Here is a 16,352-nt window from a genome sequence, read left to right as displayed (position 1 = left end):
AACATCTGACGCGCGTTCACACTGTCTCCAGAACCCCAGTGGTTAAAGAACAAGCTCACAGCTTGTCATTTATCCAGGCGGCGGGGCTTGGTGCCCTTCTTGTGATGGGCGGGTCTGGTGTACGCCTCGCCGGTGGCGAGGACCCGTCCCACGTCGTGACGGGTTGCCGAACGGCTATTTCTCGAACCGAGCGGGCGCCCGGGGCCGGGCCGGGAAGGTTTGGGTGCACGCGCTGGTGTCGGAGTCTGCGCGTGGAGGTTCCTGAACCCCCGTCTGACCCGGGCCGGGGTCAGCCTGTTCGGCTCGGCCCGCTTCTCCCAGGGACGGCGGAGGTCGTCGGCCAACGGGCGGGCGAGCCGGAGCTGGGTGTGGGCGGTGATCACCAGCCACGTCCACCGATCGGCTGCCTCCGGGCTGCGAAGCCTCGGCTTCGTCCAGCCCAGGGTCTGCTTGAACAGGCGGAACGTGTGCTCGATGTCGAAGCGCCGCAGGAACGACTGTCAGCAGCGGTCGACATCGGTGAGGGTGGCTCCGGTACCGGACCACCAGGGCCAGACCGGCTTGTTGACCCCGCCGCTGGGCAGCCTCTCCACGCTCAGGCGGATGACGGTGCCCTCGATGATCGGCAACTCGTCGGCGTGCTCCAGCCAGGCCCCGCGCCGGGTCAGCCGCGGGTGGAGCCGGTCCCAGGCCCGGGCGGTGGCCTTGCCGTAGAGGCGGGTGTCGGTGGCGGTCACTGCCTGTTCCTCGCCCCAGGTGTCGCTCTGGCCGAAGACGAACTCAGCCCCGTGTCTGGGCGGCCGGCCACCGGTCGGGTTGTAGACCCGGGGTCGAACGCAAACGGCCGAGGACCTGCACCGGCAGACCGGCCAGTAGGTGGTAGATCCGGGGCGCGTCGTATCCGGCGTCCAGGACGACCAGGATCTCCGGGTCACCCTCGCGCCACTGACCGGCATCGAGCAACCCCTCAACCACACAACGGAGTTGGACTGCCGTGATGGCTGCGACGTCCGCGCCGGGCTCCAGCCGGATGGCGTCCAGGATCGCGGTCCAGGAGGTGCGGCCGGTCTCCAGCGCGGCGACGACCGAGTAGGGCCAGCCGGGGATCATCCGGTGCTCGTCCTTGCCCCGGCCGTAGGTGTGGCAGAACGAGCGGTCCGGCGCGGTCGCGGCGTCCGGCCGCAGCCAGGGCGAGACGTCCACTGCCAGAACCAGGCAACCGTCCGCAGCCCGGGGAAGCGGCAGGCCGGCCACCGTGCGCCGCAGCCGCTCGACGTTCAGATGCCCCTTGTTGAGCGCGCCCTACATGGCGCCGTGCCCGCGCCGGTGTTCCGGCGACAGCGACAAGTCCACCAACGTCTTCACCGGCCCGTCCGTACACAACAGCGCGTCGGCCAGCTCGAACAGCGCGTCCCGACGTCCGTCCAGGCAGTCGTAGAAGTCCGCCCGGAAGCGTGACAGTTCCGCGAACGCCTCCCGTCGAGCATCGTTCTTCGTCAAACTCGTCACCACGGCCTTCACGTCGATTTCCGTACCTCGTAGCCGAGTTCAGGATCACGTGAAGGCCGCTCGGGTGTCCGCCATATCCCCGTACGGGTGACAGGCAAGTCGTTCTTCGCAGACGGCTGCGCGTGCTGCAGCGAACGCCCCGGCTACCAGCAGGAGGGCCGAGCTCGATGCCGGCACCTCACCATTTGTAGGCCTCGGGCCGGATCACGGGCAGTCCCCATGGCTCCAGCACACCGCTGATCAGCTCGGCCAAAAACTGCACCAGCCCGCCGCTGTAGTGCCACCAGTCACCATTGCGTGAGGCCACGGTGACCGTCCACTCCTGCGGGCCTGCCGTGCTGGTGCTCCACAGGAAGAAGTCACCCTGGTTCGACCCACCCCAGGGGAGCAAGCCGCCCGGGGCGGGGTACGGGTGCAACGGGATGACGGGTTCGTTGTCCTCGCACCACTCCATGACGGTCTCCAGATCCTCCTGGATACCCTGCGGCCAGTCCTGCTCGCGACCAGCCCCCGGGTAGTAGACGGAGAGGAAGTCGCCGAGCACGAATGTGGGGTAGAGCTCGCAGAGCCGCTTGTAGTCGGCAGGGAGCGAAGCTCCCAGCGCGCCTTCGAGTGCCGGCCAGTCAAAGGTCTGAGGCACCGCGAGGCGAAGCGAGCTGAAGCCGGGTACGGCACGCTCAAGTTCCGTGATCGCCTCGTCAGGGTCGATCAGACGGCGGTGCGGTGTCTGGATACCAATGAGATCTTCCACCGGCTCAGGCTGTCATGGTGGCATCGTCGTCCCGGTGTCGGGTGGCATGGCGGCCAGCCGCCCGCCCTGGCCGATCCGCGCCTCGCCGCCGGCGGGTCCTGTTCCACCACGCCGCTCTGACGGTCGCACAGTCGGCAACAGCTCGACTCCCGCCAGCGCCAGACCGGTCGGGTGACGTGGGCGGCGAGGCAAACGGTTAAACGGCAAGCACAGCCTCGGCGCGGTGCGAGAGGGCGACCGGCCGACACGACCGGGTGAAACCAGGTCCGGGCCTGAGAACACAGCAGGATGACGGGCTGTCAGGAGGGACTCGGACAGGCACCGACGGGCGAACAGCACGCCACCAGCGACCAGCAGTAGCAGCAGCAGGCGACGGTGGCCGGGAGCAGCAGCCCGGCACAGCGAACGAGCTCACCGAACAGCACGTGCCGTTCAGGGAGCAGCGGCACCGGGTACGGCGGCCAGGAGCAGCAGCAGCCCGGCTCGGACGGCACGGGGCGCGTCTGGGAGCGGCGCTGGAAGCGTTCCCCAGCGTGCTGATGGTCCTGGTCGGCACCTCGGCCGCCTCGGTGAGTACGGCGGTGGAGGACCTGCGGCTCGCTGCCGAGGAGAACCTGGCCGTCGCCGAACTGCTGGACTCCGTCCCGGCCGGCGCGGCCCGCCTCGGTGACCATCAAGGTTTGCGGGGCGGTCTCCAAGGTGACGTCCCGGGCGCTGAGCGCCGTCACGGTGTCCGGCTCGTACGGACGACTGCGCTTCCCGGGGGGCGGGTCAGAACGCTGTGCGGGTGCGGCTCCTGGGGTCGTCGTCGGCACGGTGCCGGGCTGGTCGGCCACCTGAAGGACGGCCGGGCCGATCTCGACGCAGCGCGGGCGGCAGACAGGGACCTGACCCGGGCCCTCGACCAGCGCGACTGATCGGCTCCGAAGCCGCGAGCCCGCTGAAGCGGGCCAGCGGCTTCATCTCACGGGGCGAAGGACGCCTGCGGGGTCGGCGCGGGCGCTCTCGGCAAACTCCTGGAAGTCCATGTTCCCGATCGACAAATGCGCATGCACGCCAAGCGCCGCAGCCGGAGTGGCGCGGAACTCGCGGGCCGACGGGAAGTCGATCAGCTCCTGGTAGTACATGGGGTCGAGGTCCTCGTCCTCGTGGGAGGGGTCGATGGCGAGCAGGGCGTGCTGGGCGGACTTCATCGTGATGTCGTCGGCGACGAAGACCACGTCGAGATACTCGTCCCGGCTCACTGCAGTGACCACTGCCTCGACTGTCGCCCCGGCCCAGACCGGGTCGTCGACCAGGTGGACCTCGGCCTCGTACTCTCCGCCCTCCCCCCCACGGCCGGGAAACCTCCTCCACCATCGCCCGCCATGCCGCCTCATCCTCGTAATCGGTTCTGATGATCAGAACAGCAGGCTCGTCGAGTCTGATGATCTCCGGCAACACGTGCACGTTCCTCCTGCCTTGTCCGTGTGGTTCAGGGCCTGACTGTTTCACCGGGTTCTGACGCCGACTTCGCTTGGCCTCACCGGCAAGGGGGCCGCCAGGCAGGCCCATCGCTCCGGAGCGGGATGGCACAACACCTGTTGCAGTCGATAGCGTCCTCAGCACCGCTGCTGAGCTGCGTCGATTCACTCTGCATCGCCACGCAACGCGAAGGCTGCCCCAGAGAAGGACGCAGTCGACGTCCAGGCGCTCGTCCTCGGCGAACAGCGAGGGGAGTTAGCCTCGATGCAGGTCGCCAGACCGAGGCGGACCCAATCGACCCCGAGGACGGTCGGCTCCGGTCGGCCGGGGGTGCAGAGGTAGGTCAGTTCGGTCTGCGACAGGAACCTCTTGTCGTACCGGGCGACGAGTTCGGCCGTACCCGAGGTCTCCACCACCACAAGGTCAACTACACTCCGCACACCACTACGGACGTGACGTCAGCGGGGACGGCGGGCGGTACCGCGGCCCCGCAGCATGGCGAGGCGCAATCCGGTGCTGGTCGACAGCTTCGGCGGCGGCCGGCACAACTACAACGACAGGACCATCTGTGGCAACTGACTACGACGCTCCGCGCAAGACCGACGACGACAGCTCGACGGACAGCATCGAGGAGCTGAAGGCCCACCGCAGCGACAAGGCGGCCTCCGCCATCGACGCCATCGACGCGCTGGAAGCCGCCGACGGATCGGAGCTGCCGGGCGCCGACCTCTCCGGTGAGGAGCTCACCGTCGCCGTCCAGCCGATGCTGAACGACGAGTTCACCTGCGCGAGCTGCTTCCTGGTCCACCACCGCAGCAGGCTCGCCCGTCTCAAGAACAACCAGCCGATCTGCAACGACTGCGACTGACCCGCCCGTACAACGGGCGACGGCCAGCCCGGAGCCTTTGCGACTCTCGCGCCGGCCGGGCAGGCGAAGGCAGGCAGCGGCCGGGGGGACTACCCGGCGCCGACTCCCGGCCGGGTAGTCCCCCCGGGAACTGCCACACCAGACCCGACCAGGCCGGGGCGGGGCGGGGCGGGGCGGACCCCGCCCCAGCGGGGCCCCAGCCCGGCCGGCCGCCACCACCCGGCCACCCGTGTATCCGTCTCCTCCGGCGGCCCTTCTGGGCCGCCGCGCCCCTCCCCACCACGCGCGGCCGGCTGCTCCCCGGGGGACGCCACAACTCCTTCGCGCCTGTCGGATCTTGACACTAGAGTGCCCGCCATACGACATCGCCCTTCGGGGCGCTGGGGGAGGGGTTTTCCAACCATGGCAAGACATATAGGACGGTGGCGGGGCATTCGTCCTGCAACCTTGGTCACTGCAGCCGCAGTTGCCTTCGCGGGGGTGATGCTGTCCGCCTCGTCGGCTGCCGCTGCGCCGCCGATCCAGCAGGTGCCGCAGGTCTCGCTGGCGTACACCGACGCGACCACGCCGACGACGAGTTACCCGCAGCCGACGGGCGAACTGCCGCTGGGCAGCTGGCTCGACGAGCAGGGCACCACCCACAAGTCGCGGGTCTACGCCTCCTTCGACCTGGCGGGCTTCGCCGCCAAGGACACCGGGAAGCACGTGGTGGCCGGCTGGTTCCTGTTCGGTGAGACCTCGGCCACGAGCTACGTCCCGCGCACCGTCGAGGTCTGGCAGACCGCGACGCCGACCACCCCGGTCACCTGGCGCCGGGCGCCCGCCGAGAAGAAGCTGCTGGGCACGGTGGCCACCACGGCCGGCGGCCCTGCCTCGTACCTGCGGCTGGACCTGAGCAGCGCGGCCGCGAGCGCCGCCGCGTCCGGTAGCCACACGCTCTCCGTCGAGCTGCGGCTGTCCGACGCGGACGAGGCTAACACCGCGCTGGGGCGTCGGCTCAGCCCCCGCATGATCATGTACGCCACGTCCAACACCGCGCCTGGCGTGCCCACCGACCTTTACAGCCAGCAGTACACCTGCGCCGACAAGGCGCGCCCGTACCTGGGGACTCTGACGCCGCCGCTGACGGCGATGCTGCACGACGCCGACTCGAACGACGAGTACCTCACGGGCACCTTCGCGGTCTGGCCGGTGGGGCACCCGGAGCAGCGCACCGAGTTCACCCGCGACAACATGATCAAGGACCGCGGGAGGGCCGCGAGCGTGCCGCCGGGCGTGCTCGCCGACGGCGGAACGTACGCCTGGCAGGTCCGGGGCGGCGACGGCACCGAGCTGTCCGCCTGGTCCAAGCCCTGCACCTTCCACGTCGACGTCACCCGACCCACCGCCGCACCCGTGGTGACCTCGGCGAACTTCCCGGAGGGCCAGATCGGGCCCGGCGGGGTCCCGGCCGAGTTCACGCTCACCTCGAACTCGACTGCGGACGTGGAGGGTTACCAGTACGGCTGGGCCCAGGACTTCCCCGTCGACGGCTGGTCCGACGGCCCGAACGGGCTGCCGCAGTGGACCGACCCGTACACCCTGCCGGGCCGCGTCCGGGCTCCCCTGCTCGGTGGCGCGGTGAAGCTCACTCTGTCACCGCCGGACGACGGCCCGGCCACGCTCTTCGTCCGTAGCCTCGACCGGGCGGGCAACCCCTCGCCCACGACCAGCTACCGGTTCTACGTCCCCAGCACCATGCCCGTGGTGACCGGCCTGCCGACACCAGTACTGCTGGACACGCCCTTCACCCTGCAGCTGGCGCCCAACGCGAGCCTGGCCGCAGTGGACAGCTACACCGTGCAGGTGAACTACGACACGCCGCAGACCGTGGCGGCCGCCGCGGACGGCACCGCCTCGGTGACACTCGCCCTCGCCAACGCGGGCGGCAGCCTCATCACGGTGCGCAGCCACAGCCCGAACGGCTGGGTCAGCTCCTCCAACCGGCTGTTCGCCTACGTGGACACCAGTCCCACCGTCACCTCCGAGACCTACCCGGAGGACACGGGATCCGGCACCGCCGGTGGCGGGGTCGGGGTCACCGGCGTGTTCACCTTCGCTCCGAAGGTGAAGAACACGGCGTCCTACACCTACGCCCTCGACTTCGGTGCCGAGACCACCGTCGCCGCAGCGGCGGACGGCACGGCGCAGGTCTCCTGGACCCCGGACACCAGCGGGCAGCACATCCTCTCCGTCTACCCGACCGACCGGGACGGGCGGACGTACGAGACGTACTACTACTACTTCAACGTGAGCTGACGCTGGCGCGGGGCCCCGSGGGCCGCGKGCCCCCTCGCTGTGTTCCGTCCCGTCCACGGGTGCCGGCTGTCAGCGCAGGGTCAGGACGGTGTCAGGGCGGCGTCAGGTCCGCCGGGCACAGTGGTGTCACGCCGGAAGGGACAACGCACCGTCCCCGAGGCTGGGAGAGGTGCCCGGAGCGGCTGATCGGGTGCCAGGCTGGCAACAGCCGAGCAGGGCCTTCGGGCCCGCGCAGGTTCGAATCCTGCCCTCTCCGCCCTGCCTTCTCCGCCCCGCGGGCCGGTACGGGGGGCCCGTCAGTTCGTGGCGGCCGGAGTGCCGGAGCCGGAGTGGGCCCCGGCCGTGGTCGCCGGGTCGGCCGCCCGGTCAGGCTGACCCAGAAGCTCATCGAACGCGCGGCCTTCGGCTGGCCTGAGTCCGCCGCTCCCCTGCAAGCCACCACCCGCGGCGTCAAGATCCACTACGAGGGGACGGCGGCCTCGACCTCGCTCCTCGACGACCGCGACGCCTGCACACGTAGGTGGAGGAGCATCCGCGAGTCGCACCTCGCCAATCCCACCGAGCACTCGATTCCGACGGCGAGGAGGACACCGGCCAAGGGATCGCCATGACCGAAGAAGATCCGGCCGCCATGGCGATCGCCGAGGTCGGCACCGGAGCCGCCCCCGACCGGTGGGTGGGCGCCGGCATCGCCCACGACGACTACCTCGACTTCGTACGAGCCGGACGCTCACCACAGCCGCCCGCCACCGAACCGAGCTGAACCCGTCACCCGACGACGCCCATCAACGCCTCAGTCACAGGTCAACCTTCCGAGCAAAGCCACTAGCTGCTCATGGCGGGAAGGTCGCACCCGAGCGAGGCGACCGGGCGGGAAGGCGCAGTGCCGGCCGGGTCACCGCTTGCGGGCCAGGCCCGACCAGTAGTAGGCGGCGGTGGGGTCGGCGGGCGCGTCGCCCTCAGGACGCCAGCCCATGACGGGCACGACGCCCGGGTCCACGAGCTCCCAGTCACCGAAAAATCGCGCCACCTCTTCGCGGGTGCGCGGCACCAGCGTCATGTTCCCCTTGGCTGCGGCTTCGACCACCGCAGCCATCGCGGTCGGGTTGAAGTCCGTTCCGGGGTGGGTGATCGCCATGTAACTGCCGGGGGCCAGGGCGTCCATCAGCACCCTGGCCTTGGCCCAGGGGTCGTCCCGGTCGGCGATCAGCATGAGGACGGCCACCAGGGTCAGACCCACCGGCTGGTCGAGGTCCAGGGTGCGGGCCAGGGCCGGWTCGGCGAGGATCTTCTCCGGTTCCATCAGGTCGGCGTGAAGGTAGGCGGTGCGGCCGGAGCCGGTGCTGTCCATCAGCGCACGGGCGTGGGCCAGGACGATCGGGTCGTTGTCGACATAGACGACCCGGCTGTCCGGGGCCGCGGCCTGGGCGACCTCGTGAGTGTTCCCCTCGGTGGGGATGCCGGTACCGATGTCGAGGAACTGGCGGATACCCGCCTCGCCGGCCAAGTAGCGCACCGCACGGCCCAGGAACCTGCGGTTCTCCCGGGCCATGACCTTGATACTGGGAATCGCCTGCTCGAATGCCTCGCCAAGGGCCCGGTCCGGGGGAAAGTTCGTCTTACCACCGAGCCAGAAATCGTACATCCGGGCCGAGTGCGGGAGGTCGATGCGCAGGTCCACCGACTCCACCGCCGGCTCCTGAAGCCTGTGCCTCATCCAACTGGTGCCGTCCGTCATAGCATCCACCCCTGTTCACGCAGCCCACTCTGATGGACCGTCACAAACCGATCCTAGCCAGCAACAGGAGAGGTGATCCAGGTCTGCGGTCAGCAGGACCTGTACCGCTGCAGGTCGGACACGAGGGGTATCAAGCAGATCCGCCCGTTCCTGATCCACCGGCAGGCGCAAGGGCCAGGCCCCGGGGCTGGCCACCATCTACCGGGCGCTCGCCGAGCACAAGAAGGCCAGGCCGTACCCGGAGGTCGTCGAGGCGGCCCACACCGACTTCGCTGACCTCCAGGCCCCCGGTCTCCGGCCAAGAACCAGACGCGGGCAGGCTCGGATCCGGCGGCTGGGCGCGGTTCGACGACTCCCCGGGCTGGGCCGCGGCCGTCCTGGAGGTGGCCGGTGACGTCCTCGCCGTGACCGGCCCGGCCGGGTCCCCGTTCTGCGAGGGCGCTCTGAAGAGCTCTCAGGCCTGGCAGGACACCGCCCGTCGGCAGGGTGTGCCCCTCGCCCTGGCGGGCGCCATCAGCAGTCCCCTGGACATCGAGGGGGCGCAGCGGCGGGGGGAGATGTTCGCGTTGTTGTGTCCGGTGATGTTGGCCTGGGGTGGTGTAGGTGAAGGGGCGCCAAACGCTTGCCGGATCCGCGCCGGCCGGTATGGCGATGAGTGCCGCCGGATTCGTTCTCGCTCCGTTCTTCGGCCGTCCGGTCCAGGGCCTGGCCGTGAGTTGAGCCACCGTCATCTTCCCGTGGTGCCTTGGCCTGTGCGCTTTCGGAGGCTGTTGACACGTGTGCCGGGCGGGCACTAAAACTCACACTGTACAGATTGAGCTCGTGCCGCCGTTCCCGTGCCTCGCCTCGCCCCGAAAGAGGGCCCCTCCGCCATGTCCGTACTGACCCCACGCCCGCCGACAGCCACCAACTCGCCCCGACGCGGCTCCCGTTTCAGCTGGACCGTGATGCTGCTGCTGTCGGTGGCGATCACCGGCTACTCCGTCGGCCAGTACGCGGCCGGCAGCCTGCAGGCCCTCGCCGCCGACAAGGTCGGCCTCGCGCCGACCTACGCGGACCGGCCGTTCGCGGTCCAGGTCGCCTTCTACGTCCACATCGTCACGGCCGGCCTGGCCCTGGCCGTCGGCCCGTTCCAGTTCGTCCGTGCGATCCGTCGCCGCTACCCCCGCGTGCACCGCTGGATCGGGCGCGGCTACGTGGTCGCTGTCGGAATCGGCTCGGTGGCGGCGTTGGTCATGTCGTTCTTCAACTCCGTGGCGTTCGCCGGGTTCTTCGGCTTCGGCAGCCTCGCCGTCCTGTGGGGGTGGACCACCTACCGTGGCTACCGGGCGGCCCGAAAGGGCGACTTCGCCGCGCACCAGGCCTGGATGATCCGCAGCTTCGCCCTGACCTTCGCGGCGCCGACCCTACGACTCTGGTTCGGCATACTGATCCTGGTCCAGGTGCTGGCCGGCCGTGCCGCCGGGGGCGACGTGGACCAGATGGTCCGTCAGGCCTACGCCGCGGTCCCGTTCCTGTGCTGGCTGCCCAACATCGTCGTCGCCGAGCTGATGATCCGTCGCCGCGACCTCCCGGGCCTGCGGCTCGTCACCCCGTAGCCCAGGACCACCGATCGGAGCGGCAGGACCAGGGGAGCAAGTGGCTGCCCGGCACACGTCCGTGCCAGGATCCGTACATGACCCAGCCGACCCGCCGCGCCCGCCCCACCTACCACCACGGCGACCTGCGGGCGGCACTCATCAGAGCGGGCATCGAACTGGCCCGCACCGGCGGGCCCGAAGCGGTGGTCCTGCGCGAGGTCGCCCGCCTCGTCGAGGTCGCGCCCAACTCCGCGTACGGCCACTTCAAGACCCTGGCCGGGCTGAAGGCGGCGGTCGCCAAGCAGGCCCTGCGCGAGCTGGGAGCGGCCATGGCGGCGCACGTCGCGGCCGTCCCGGAGCCCCCGGACCCGCGCGCGGCGGCGGAGCTCCACCTGAGCGAAGTCGGCCGTGCGTACGTACAGTTCGCACTCGACGAGCCGGGGTTGTTCCGCACCGCCATGGACGGCAACCCCTCGGGTGTGGGCACCCCGGGATCGCCCGGCTACGAGCCGGACCCCGACACCGAGGGTCAGCCGCAGCCGGACGCGATCCTCCTGGCAGCGCTCAACCGGCTGACCGAGGCGGGATGCCTACCGCCGGAGGAAACCGGCGCGGCGGTGATGGCCAGCTGGGCCACCGTGCACGGACTGGCCACCATCCTCGTCAACCTGCAGCCCGACCTCCCGGCCGCCGAGCAGCGCGCGGCGATCGACAACGGCCTGCGCGTCCTGCTGCTGGGAGTCACGGCGCTGGGGTAGGGGCTGCCTGAGATGACCGGCAACCCGGCATACGCACTACGTCGTGGGCGTCGGCCGGAGYGATCGGGGTCGCTCTGGAGCTCACTGTTGATCATGAGATCCCGGGCGTCGGCCGGCCGAACGTGCTGTGGCCCTGATTCGCTGTCCGAGTGGCTCCGAAATGACCCGTCTCAGGCGCACGGGGTGTTGCGACGACCAGTTGAATCCGCCAGCTGCCCGGCAGGCCGATCGGACTGGCACCGGACCAAGCACACCGGCGACCCCCGCGACTACGACTCCGAGTCAGTCGGCAAGCAACCGAGCAGCGAACCGCCGCGGTAGGAACCGGTACTGACCTCGATGCGAAATCCCACCTGCGCGTCCCCAGCAACCCGGCCAGGCGCAGCCGACAACGGGTGGCCGGGCCCGACACGGCCCGGCCACCTACCACCACCGGGAACGGCCACCACCCCAGGGCCCCCAGCCATGACGGCCGGCAGCCCAGGACAGGGCGACCGCCTGACGGACCGACAGCAACCGGAACAGGCGTCGGCCTGACCGACCACCTCCCCCGACAGTTGTCCTCTGACAAGCGATCTTGATCGATTGCCAGGCGATCTTGACCGCGAGTCAGACGGTGGGCTGACCTACTGGGTTCAGCGGCAGAGTTCCGTGATGGTGTCGTCGAAGCCGGGGAACTCTGCGGTGGCCTGCTCGATCACGGTAGTTGCCGGCCGGCGCCGGTCGGGCGCGAACCGCTCTGCCACGGCCGCCAGTTCACTACTGGGATGCGGGGTCCAGTCAGGCTCGTACGAGGTGGCTGCTTCCCACGGGCCGAGGCCGCCGGCCAGCAGCCACAGGAAGCCGGCCAGGTCCTGTGCGACAACTCCGGTCTCCCCTTCGGATCCGAGGAAGACAACGGGTTGATCAGCGAGCGGTCGGCCCGGCCGGACGAGCCAGAAAGCCGCATACCCGCCTGAGCCGTCCTGGCCGAACACACGAAAATCGTCCCCGCTCAGCTCAGCGTTCCCGGTCCAGGCCCGGAACCAGCCAGTGGTCTCCTCGGCGGAGAGGAAGGCAGTGAAGGGTTCGAAGTCGACACCGTCACCGCCTGCGTAGTCGAACGGGACAGCCAGCGCAGCAGCAAGGGCGTCAGGGAACTGCCGGTCATCAGTGAGCGTCACCCGCACACGCTAACGGCCTGGTCAGACAGTGCTGGGACAGCCGCGTCCCAGCACCCGGCCAGGCGACCGGAACCGACTGCCGTACGGCCCGACGGCCAGCACCGGGCGCAGCCGGAGCGCCGAGGGGTCGAGCCTGGGGCCGGCCGCCAGGGCCACGCCTCAGGAGCGGGAGCGAACTGCATCGTCCCAGGCATCGGGGCTGCGGTAGTGGTTCTCGTGCCCCGCAGTGAGCACGTGGCGGAGTTCTGCAAGGTCTTGGGTGTTCGTCGGGAGATCCAGCTGGTCGAGGAAGGCCAGTGCGGCGGTCGGTTCCAGGTCGCCGTAGACGTCGTGGTAGCTCGCCAGCATGGCGCGGAAGAGTGCCGGGTGCAGGGCGGGGAGCCGCATGGCAGTGCGGTACGTCGGCTCCTTCACGGGCCAGTCCACCGGGCCTGAGTGCTCCAGAACCCGGCAGGCCCGGCGGAGCAGGGCTTCGGATCGATCGGCCACCACTCGGTCGATGTCGTTACCGAGCACTTCGGCAAAGGCCGTCGCGGAAGTGCTGTGGTCCTCGAACCAGTCCACCCACAGCGAGTAGGTGACGGCCTCGGCATCCCTGTCCGCCTCCAACCGTCGGCGGTAGCCGTCCCACAACACGTCGGTGGGCAGAGGGCCTTCTGCGCCGTGGTGCGCGAACCGGATCTCGCACGTCACCCAGTAGTCGCCGAGGAGATCCAGCAGCCCGAAGGCCAACCGCAGTTGGTCGGCCGCGTCCAGGTCTTCGACAAACACATCGCAGGCCCAGGAAAGCGCCACATCGCTTCCTGTGAGCAGCACGTCCGGCTTCTCACAGCTCACCCACCCGTCGCGCACCTGGCGGACGCCCTGATCAGCCAACCAACGCCGCGCCGCCTCTACGGCCTGCATATCCATTCCGGAAGTATGACAAGCAAGATCCGAAGGAAACGGCCCAGCCGTAGAGACTGTGCCTTGTCTTCCGGCGGTTCTTGGCCGCGCGCAGCGGACAGCAGCGGGAGAGGGCGAAGATCGACCACGGCCCGGCCGGCGGTTCGGGTCTGCGGACAGCTGGCAGGCCGGGCGGGAGCAGCGGCGGGGGCGGCTGTCGCGCCCGGGCCAAGCACAGGGGAGCCAGGCCATCCGCGCACGTCACAGAACGCGACAGCATCCCGGCGCGACAACCCACCAGACAACCCCTGCGACAGACCACGGCAGGCTCCAGTCCGGCAACACCCGGCGGGAGCAGCAGTCGGCCGCCACCGGGCCGGGCCCGGACGGCGACCGTACGCCAACCATCGCACTTCTTTGGGATGACCCGTCAGCAGCGTCGGATCGGGCACCACAGCGCCCGAGCTACGACTCCGATTCAATCGGCCGATGCGGAAGTGCTGCTCGACGTGAGCTTGCTCCAAGGCCGGGTAGCTAACGTATACGCGCTGGTGGCAGGGGGTTTATGGGTCGCCCTGGCTGGTGTAGGTGGCAGGACCGGCTTTGTGGATGAGTCCGTTGCGGGACCATCGGTCGAGTTGTCGGCGCATGGTGCCCAGAGTGACGTCGCCGAGGTGGCGGGCAAGGTCACGCGGGTGCCAGTGGCGGTCGCGGTCCGCTTGGAGGAGTTCCAGGACGTGCTGCCTGCGGCGGTCGTTGTAGCGGGAGATCGGTGACTTCACCTTGCGGGTGCTGACCCGGGGTCGTCTCGGTGGGAGGAGCCCGGCCAGGATCCGCCGGCCGATGACGCCGATCGTGCCGTTGCTGGTGATGCCGGCGGCTTGGACGACCAGATCTCGGGCTGTGTGCAGGGCGACGGTGAAACCGCAGCGGTCCGGGTCGGTGCCTGGCTGGGACTCGGCGCGGCCTCCACCATGACCGTCCGCAGGGCCTGGTAGGGCGCGAGCAGGCCCCACATCTCCTGCTCGACGCCGATCCGGTCACCCGATCGCAGCACCCGGCCCCGCAGGAGGGTGTGCCGCGCGAGGTAGGCCGATTCGTGCTCCCATCGCTGGTGACAGAGGGCGACCAAGGCCGGGGCCGGGCAGCGGTGGGCGCAGGTCAGGGTCGTCGCGAGCCGGTAGGAGCCGGTGAACGAGCTGCCGTCCTTGCAGGCCCACTGCCCTGCGGGGCGGGCCTCGGCGATCGCCAGATGCTCCCGGCCCCGGACGGCGTTCGCCGCCGCGCAGCTGGTCTCATCGCTCGACCAAGAAAGTGTCGCCGAAGCACTCCAGGTCGCCCGCGTCCGGTTCGCGCCGGCTCAGCGCGCCGGGCGGTAGGTCGCAATGATCACCCCGCTGCTGGTCGGCTGGGCACTCACCAACTGCAGCTTCTTCAGCGCACCGTCGTCGGCGAACAGCTTCTTGCGCCCCTCACCGGCCACTACCGGGTGGATCAGCAGCACCAGCTCGTCCAGCAGATCCAGCTCCAGCAGCGAGCGCACCAGCGACGGGCTGCCCGCGACGGTGATGTCCTTGCCCTCGCCCGCCCTGAGCTCGTTGACCGCGGCCTCCAGATCGCCCTTGACCAGCGTGCTGTTTCCCCAGTCCGCGACGCTGTCCAGCGTCGAGGACACGACGTACTTGGGCGAGTCGTTGATCCACTTCGCGAAACCGGCGTCGTCACCACTGGTCACCGTCGGCCAGTACCCGGCCCACTCGGTGAACGTCACCCGGCCCAGCAGGATCGTGTCCGCCGACTCCAACGTGCCGGCCAACGCCGCGCCCATCTCCTCGTCGAACGCGAACTGCCACTCGTTCGGCGCCTGCGCGACACCGTCGAGCGAGACGAACAGACCCGAGACAACCTTGCGCATGATTCCTCCACGATGAGTCGGGGTCCTCCGCCCGCCCCGACCGGAGCGGGCCGACCCCGTCGGCTACGGAGTGAACACTAGGCGCGCGCCGAGGGTCAGGTCTTGTACAGAAGCGACAGCGGCTCCGACGTGTTCACGGCGCTCAGCTCGGTCGCGGTCCGCCCGACGTACCGCTTCAACGACCGTGCCAGGTGCGGCTGGTCGAAGTACCCCAGCCGGTGCACCAGCTCCTGGACCGGCTCCCCCTCCTGGATCAGCACCGCGGCCTGGCGGGCCCGGTGGATCTGCCGCACCGCGCCCTGGGTCAGGCCGGTCGCCGCGACGAACCGACGCTGCAAGGTTCGATCGGAGACATCCGGGTGGGCGCCGCCGAGCACGGCGGCCACCACCGGGTCCAGGTCCACGATGCCCTCGCGCACCATCCGCAGCACGAACGCCTCGGCGTTGTCGTAGTTGGGAACGTGCCAGGCGGAGCCCTTCAACCACAACGAACGCCGCGTCACGTCGGGGATCTCTGCGTTGCCCCCCACCAGCCTGCTGACCGGGATGTGCGGCATCGACGTACCCAGCGCGAAACTGATCCCGAAGAAGGCGGCGTCCCCGGGCACCGGCGCCCAGGACGCCCTCGCCTCCGGACCCAGCACCGCCGCCTGCACCTGACCCTCGTGTTCCCAGAACACCAGCTCCCAGTGTGACGTCGCGACCGACATCATCCGCCCGACGTCCTCGCTGCGACTGCGCCACACCCGCTCGACGTACGCCAGCTCCGACGGCCGGCTCTCGATCACCAGACCCAACCCGATCCCCTTCGCCTTCCACCTCGGCCCGCCCGAGACCACCAGTCTGACACCCCAAAGGCACCAACTAGTGGTGTTGCTCGGTAGGTTGACCGGTGAATGAGGCGTTGATGGGCTGATGGGCGTTGTCGTGTGACGGAGTCAGCTCGGTTCGGTGACCGGCGGGTGTGGTGGGCGTCCGGCTCGTACGAAGTCGAGACAGTCGTCCTGGACCCCTGGCCGGGCCACGATCAGCCACTGCCGGCACCGGGCAGCACGGGGTGGGACGAGGGCTGGCCGGGCATCAAGGTGTCCGACCAGCATCTCGAAGCGGTCGAGCGACGTGGAGTCCCGCCGCAGTGGACCGGCTTACGGCCCAGCTGCCACCCGCTCGGAGACCAGCGGGGGTCCTACCGCATGGCCCCGGCCATGCGGGTGCGGTGGTCGGGGCGGTCAGTGTTCGAGGTCGGCGCGCATGGCGATGAAGAGGCGGGCAGCGTCAGCCGGTGTGGTGCGGGGGAAGAGTGCGACGGCGGCGGTGGTGGTGTCGGCCCAGCCGCAGATGACGTCGGTGGCGGTGGCGGACTCGGGCAGGCTGAGGCACTCGAGGGATCCGCCGAGCGGGCCGGGCTGGTACGGCTTGGCGG

At 69.8% G+C, this 16,352-nt stretch carries 14 protein-coding genes, 1 tRNA gene and 2 pseudogenes; 7 read left to right on the top strand and 10 right to left on the bottom strand.

All coding sequences use genetic code 11. The features are described from left to right. Window positions 1–65 precede the first annotated feature (65 nt). Together ACXJMZ_RS30305 and ACXJMZ_RS30300 are read right to left on the bottom strand one after the other, a co-directional pair. Window positions 66–1,509: pseudogene (locus tag ACXJMZ_RS30305) on the bottom strand (NF041680 family putative transposase). A gap of 178 nt (window positions 1,510–1,687) precedes the next feature. Next, a complete protein-coding gene (locus ACXJMZ_RS30300; protein WP_457033224.1) occupies window positions 1,688–2,260 on the bottom strand; it encodes an SMI1/KNR4 family protein in 573 nt (190 codons plus the stop codon). Between the two features lie 425 nt (window positions 2,261–2,685). On the opposite strand from ACXJMZ_RS30300, the gene ACXJMZ_RS30295 reads away from it, so the two are divergent. Continuing rightward, the gene (locus ACXJMZ_RS30295) at window positions 2,686–3,177 is read left to right on the top strand and encodes a hypothetical protein (RefSeq protein WP_457033223.1); all 492 of its coding nucleotides are present in this window, start codon (window positions 2,686–2,688) and stop codon (window positions 3,175–3,177) included. Window positions 3,178–3,219: 42 nt separating this feature from the next. Here ACXJMZ_RS30295 and ACXJMZ_RS30290 read toward each other — a convergent pair whose 3' ends face one another. After that, on the bottom strand, window positions 3,220–3,639 hold the full coding sequence (locus ACXJMZ_RS30290) for a DUF6924 domain-containing protein (RefSeq protein ID WP_457033222.1): 420 nt from the start codon (window positions 3,637–3,639) through the stop codon (window positions 3,220–3,222). A 653-nt stretch (window positions 3,640–4,292) separates the two neighbouring features. Between ACXJMZ_RS30290 and ACXJMZ_RS30285 the strand changes: the two genes are divergently transcribed. The 4 genes from ACXJMZ_RS30285 to ACXJMZ_RS30270 all read left to right on the top strand — a co-directional run bounded on the left by ACXJMZ_RS30285 (window position 4,293) and on the right by ACXJMZ_RS30270 (window position 7,653). Further along, a complete protein-coding gene (locus tag ACXJMZ_RS30285) occupies window positions 4,293–4,592 on the top strand; it encodes a DUF4193 domain-containing protein (RefSeq protein ID WP_457033221.1) in 300 nt (99 codons plus the stop codon). A 447-nt stretch (window positions 4,593–5,039) separates the two neighbouring features. Beyond that, complete coding sequence (locus ACXJMZ_RS30280; protein ID WP_457033220.1) at window positions 5,040–6,890, top strand: hypothetical protein; 1,851 nt, start codon at window positions 5,040–5,042, stop codon at window positions 6,888–6,890. Between the two features lie 163 nt (window positions 6,891–7,053). Continuing rightward, window positions 7,054–7,146, top strand: a tRNA-OTHER gene (locus tag ACXJMZ_RS30275). 351 nt (window positions 7,147–7,497) lie between these two features. Next, window positions 7,498–7,653 carry a hypothetical protein gene (locus ACXJMZ_RS30270; RefSeq protein ID WP_457033219.1) on the top strand — a complete coding sequence of 52 codons (156 nt, stop codon included), beginning with the start codon at window positions 7,498–7,500 and terminating at the stop codon, window positions 7,651–7,653. 132 nt (window positions 7,654–7,785) lie between these two features. On the opposite strand, the gene ACXJMZ_RS30265 is transcribed toward ACXJMZ_RS30270, so the two are convergent. Next, entirely contained in the window at window positions 7,786–8,580 is a 795-nt protein-coding gene (locus tag ACXJMZ_RS30265; RefSeq protein ID WP_457033218.1) for an SAM-dependent methyltransferase, read from the bottom strand. Window positions 8,581–9,500: 920 nt separating this feature from the next. On the opposite strand from ACXJMZ_RS30265, the gene ACXJMZ_RS30260 reads away from it, so the two are divergent. Both ACXJMZ_RS30260 and ACXJMZ_RS30255 read left to right on the top strand, forming a co-directional pair. Continuing rightward, the gene (locus ACXJMZ_RS30260) at window positions 9,501–10,226 is read left to right on the top strand and encodes a DUF2306 domain-containing protein (protein ID WP_457033217.1); all 726 of its coding nucleotides are present in this window, start codon (window positions 9,501–9,503) and stop codon (window positions 10,224–10,226) included. A 77-nt stretch (window positions 10,227–10,303) separates the two neighbouring features. Continuing rightward, complete coding sequence (locus ACXJMZ_RS30255; protein WP_457033216.1) at window positions 10,304–10,966, top strand: TetR/AcrR family transcriptional regulator; 663 nt, start codon at window positions 10,304–10,306, stop codon at window positions 10,964–10,966. Between the two features lie 635 nt (window positions 10,967–11,601). Here ACXJMZ_RS30255 and ACXJMZ_RS30250 read toward each other — a convergent pair. The 6 genes and pseudogenes from ACXJMZ_RS30250 to ACXJMZ_RS30225 all read right to left on the bottom strand — a co-directional run. Beyond that, the gene (locus tag ACXJMZ_RS30250; protein ID WP_457033245.1) at window positions 11,602–12,129 is read right to left on the bottom strand and encodes an SMI1/KNR4 family protein; all 528 of its coding nucleotides are present in this window, start codon (window positions 12,127–12,129) and stop codon (window positions 11,602–11,604) included. Between the two features lie 159 nt (window positions 12,130–12,288). Continuing rightward, a complete protein-coding gene (locus tag ACXJMZ_RS30245) occupies window positions 12,289–13,041 on the bottom strand; it encodes a hypothetical protein (RefSeq protein WP_457033215.1) in 753 nt (250 codons plus the stop codon). Between the two features lie 536 nt (window positions 13,042–13,577). After that, a complete protein-coding gene (locus ACXJMZ_RS30240) occupies window positions 13,578–13,796 on the bottom strand; it encodes a hypothetical protein (RefSeq protein WP_457033214.1) in 219 nt (72 codons plus the stop codon). A gap of 578 nt (window positions 13,797–14,374) precedes the next feature. Then, complete coding sequence (locus ACXJMZ_RS30235; protein WP_457033213.1) at window positions 14,375–14,929, bottom strand: dihydrofolate reductase family protein; 555 nt, start codon at window positions 14,927–14,929, stop codon at window positions 14,375–14,377. Window positions 14,930–15,024: 95 nt separating this feature from the next. Then, the gene (locus ACXJMZ_RS30230) at window positions 15,025–15,726 is read right to left on the bottom strand and encodes a helix-turn-helix domain-containing protein (RefSeq protein WP_457033212.1); all 702 of its coding nucleotides are present in this window, start codon (window positions 15,724–15,726) and stop codon (window positions 15,025–15,027) included. Window positions 15,727–16,158: 432 nt separating this feature from the next. Then, window positions 16,159–16,352, bottom strand: a pseudogene (locus tag ACXJMZ_RS30225) (hypothetical protein); the annotation flags it as partial.

The sequence above is a fragment of the Kitasatospora sp. P5_F3 genome (genome assembly GCF_054049135.1).
Note: the sequence above shows the minus strand (reverse complement) of the source record. Positions and strands in the feature narration are given on the sequence as shown.

Excerpts from the sequence above, each read along its gene's own strand:
- ACXJMZ_RS30290 (WP_457033222.1), bottom strand. The coding sequence starts at position 3,639 with ATGAGGCGGCATGGCGGGCGATGGTGGAGGAGGTTTCCCGGCCGTGGG.
- ACXJMZ_RS30270 (WP_457033219.1), top strand. The coding sequence starts at position 7,498 with ATGACCGAAGAAGATCCGGCCGCCATGGCGATCGCCGAGGTCGGCACC.
- ACXJMZ_RS30260 (WP_457033217.1), top strand. The coding sequence starts at position 9,501 with ATGTCCGTACTGACCCCACGCCCGCCGACAGCCACCAACTCGCCCCGA.
- ACXJMZ_RS30255 (WP_457033216.1), top strand. The coding sequence starts at position 10,304 with ATGACCCAGCCGACCCGCCGCGCCCGCCCCACCTACCACCACGGCGAC.
- ACXJMZ_RS30245 (WP_457033215.1), bottom strand. The coding sequence starts at position 13,041 with ATGGATATGCAGGCCGTAGAGGCGGCGCGGCGTTGGTTGGCTGATCAG.
- ACXJMZ_RS30235 (WP_457033213.1), bottom strand. The coding sequence starts at position 14,929 with ATGCGCAAGGTTGTCTCGGGTCTGTTCGTCTCGCTCGACGGTGTCGCG.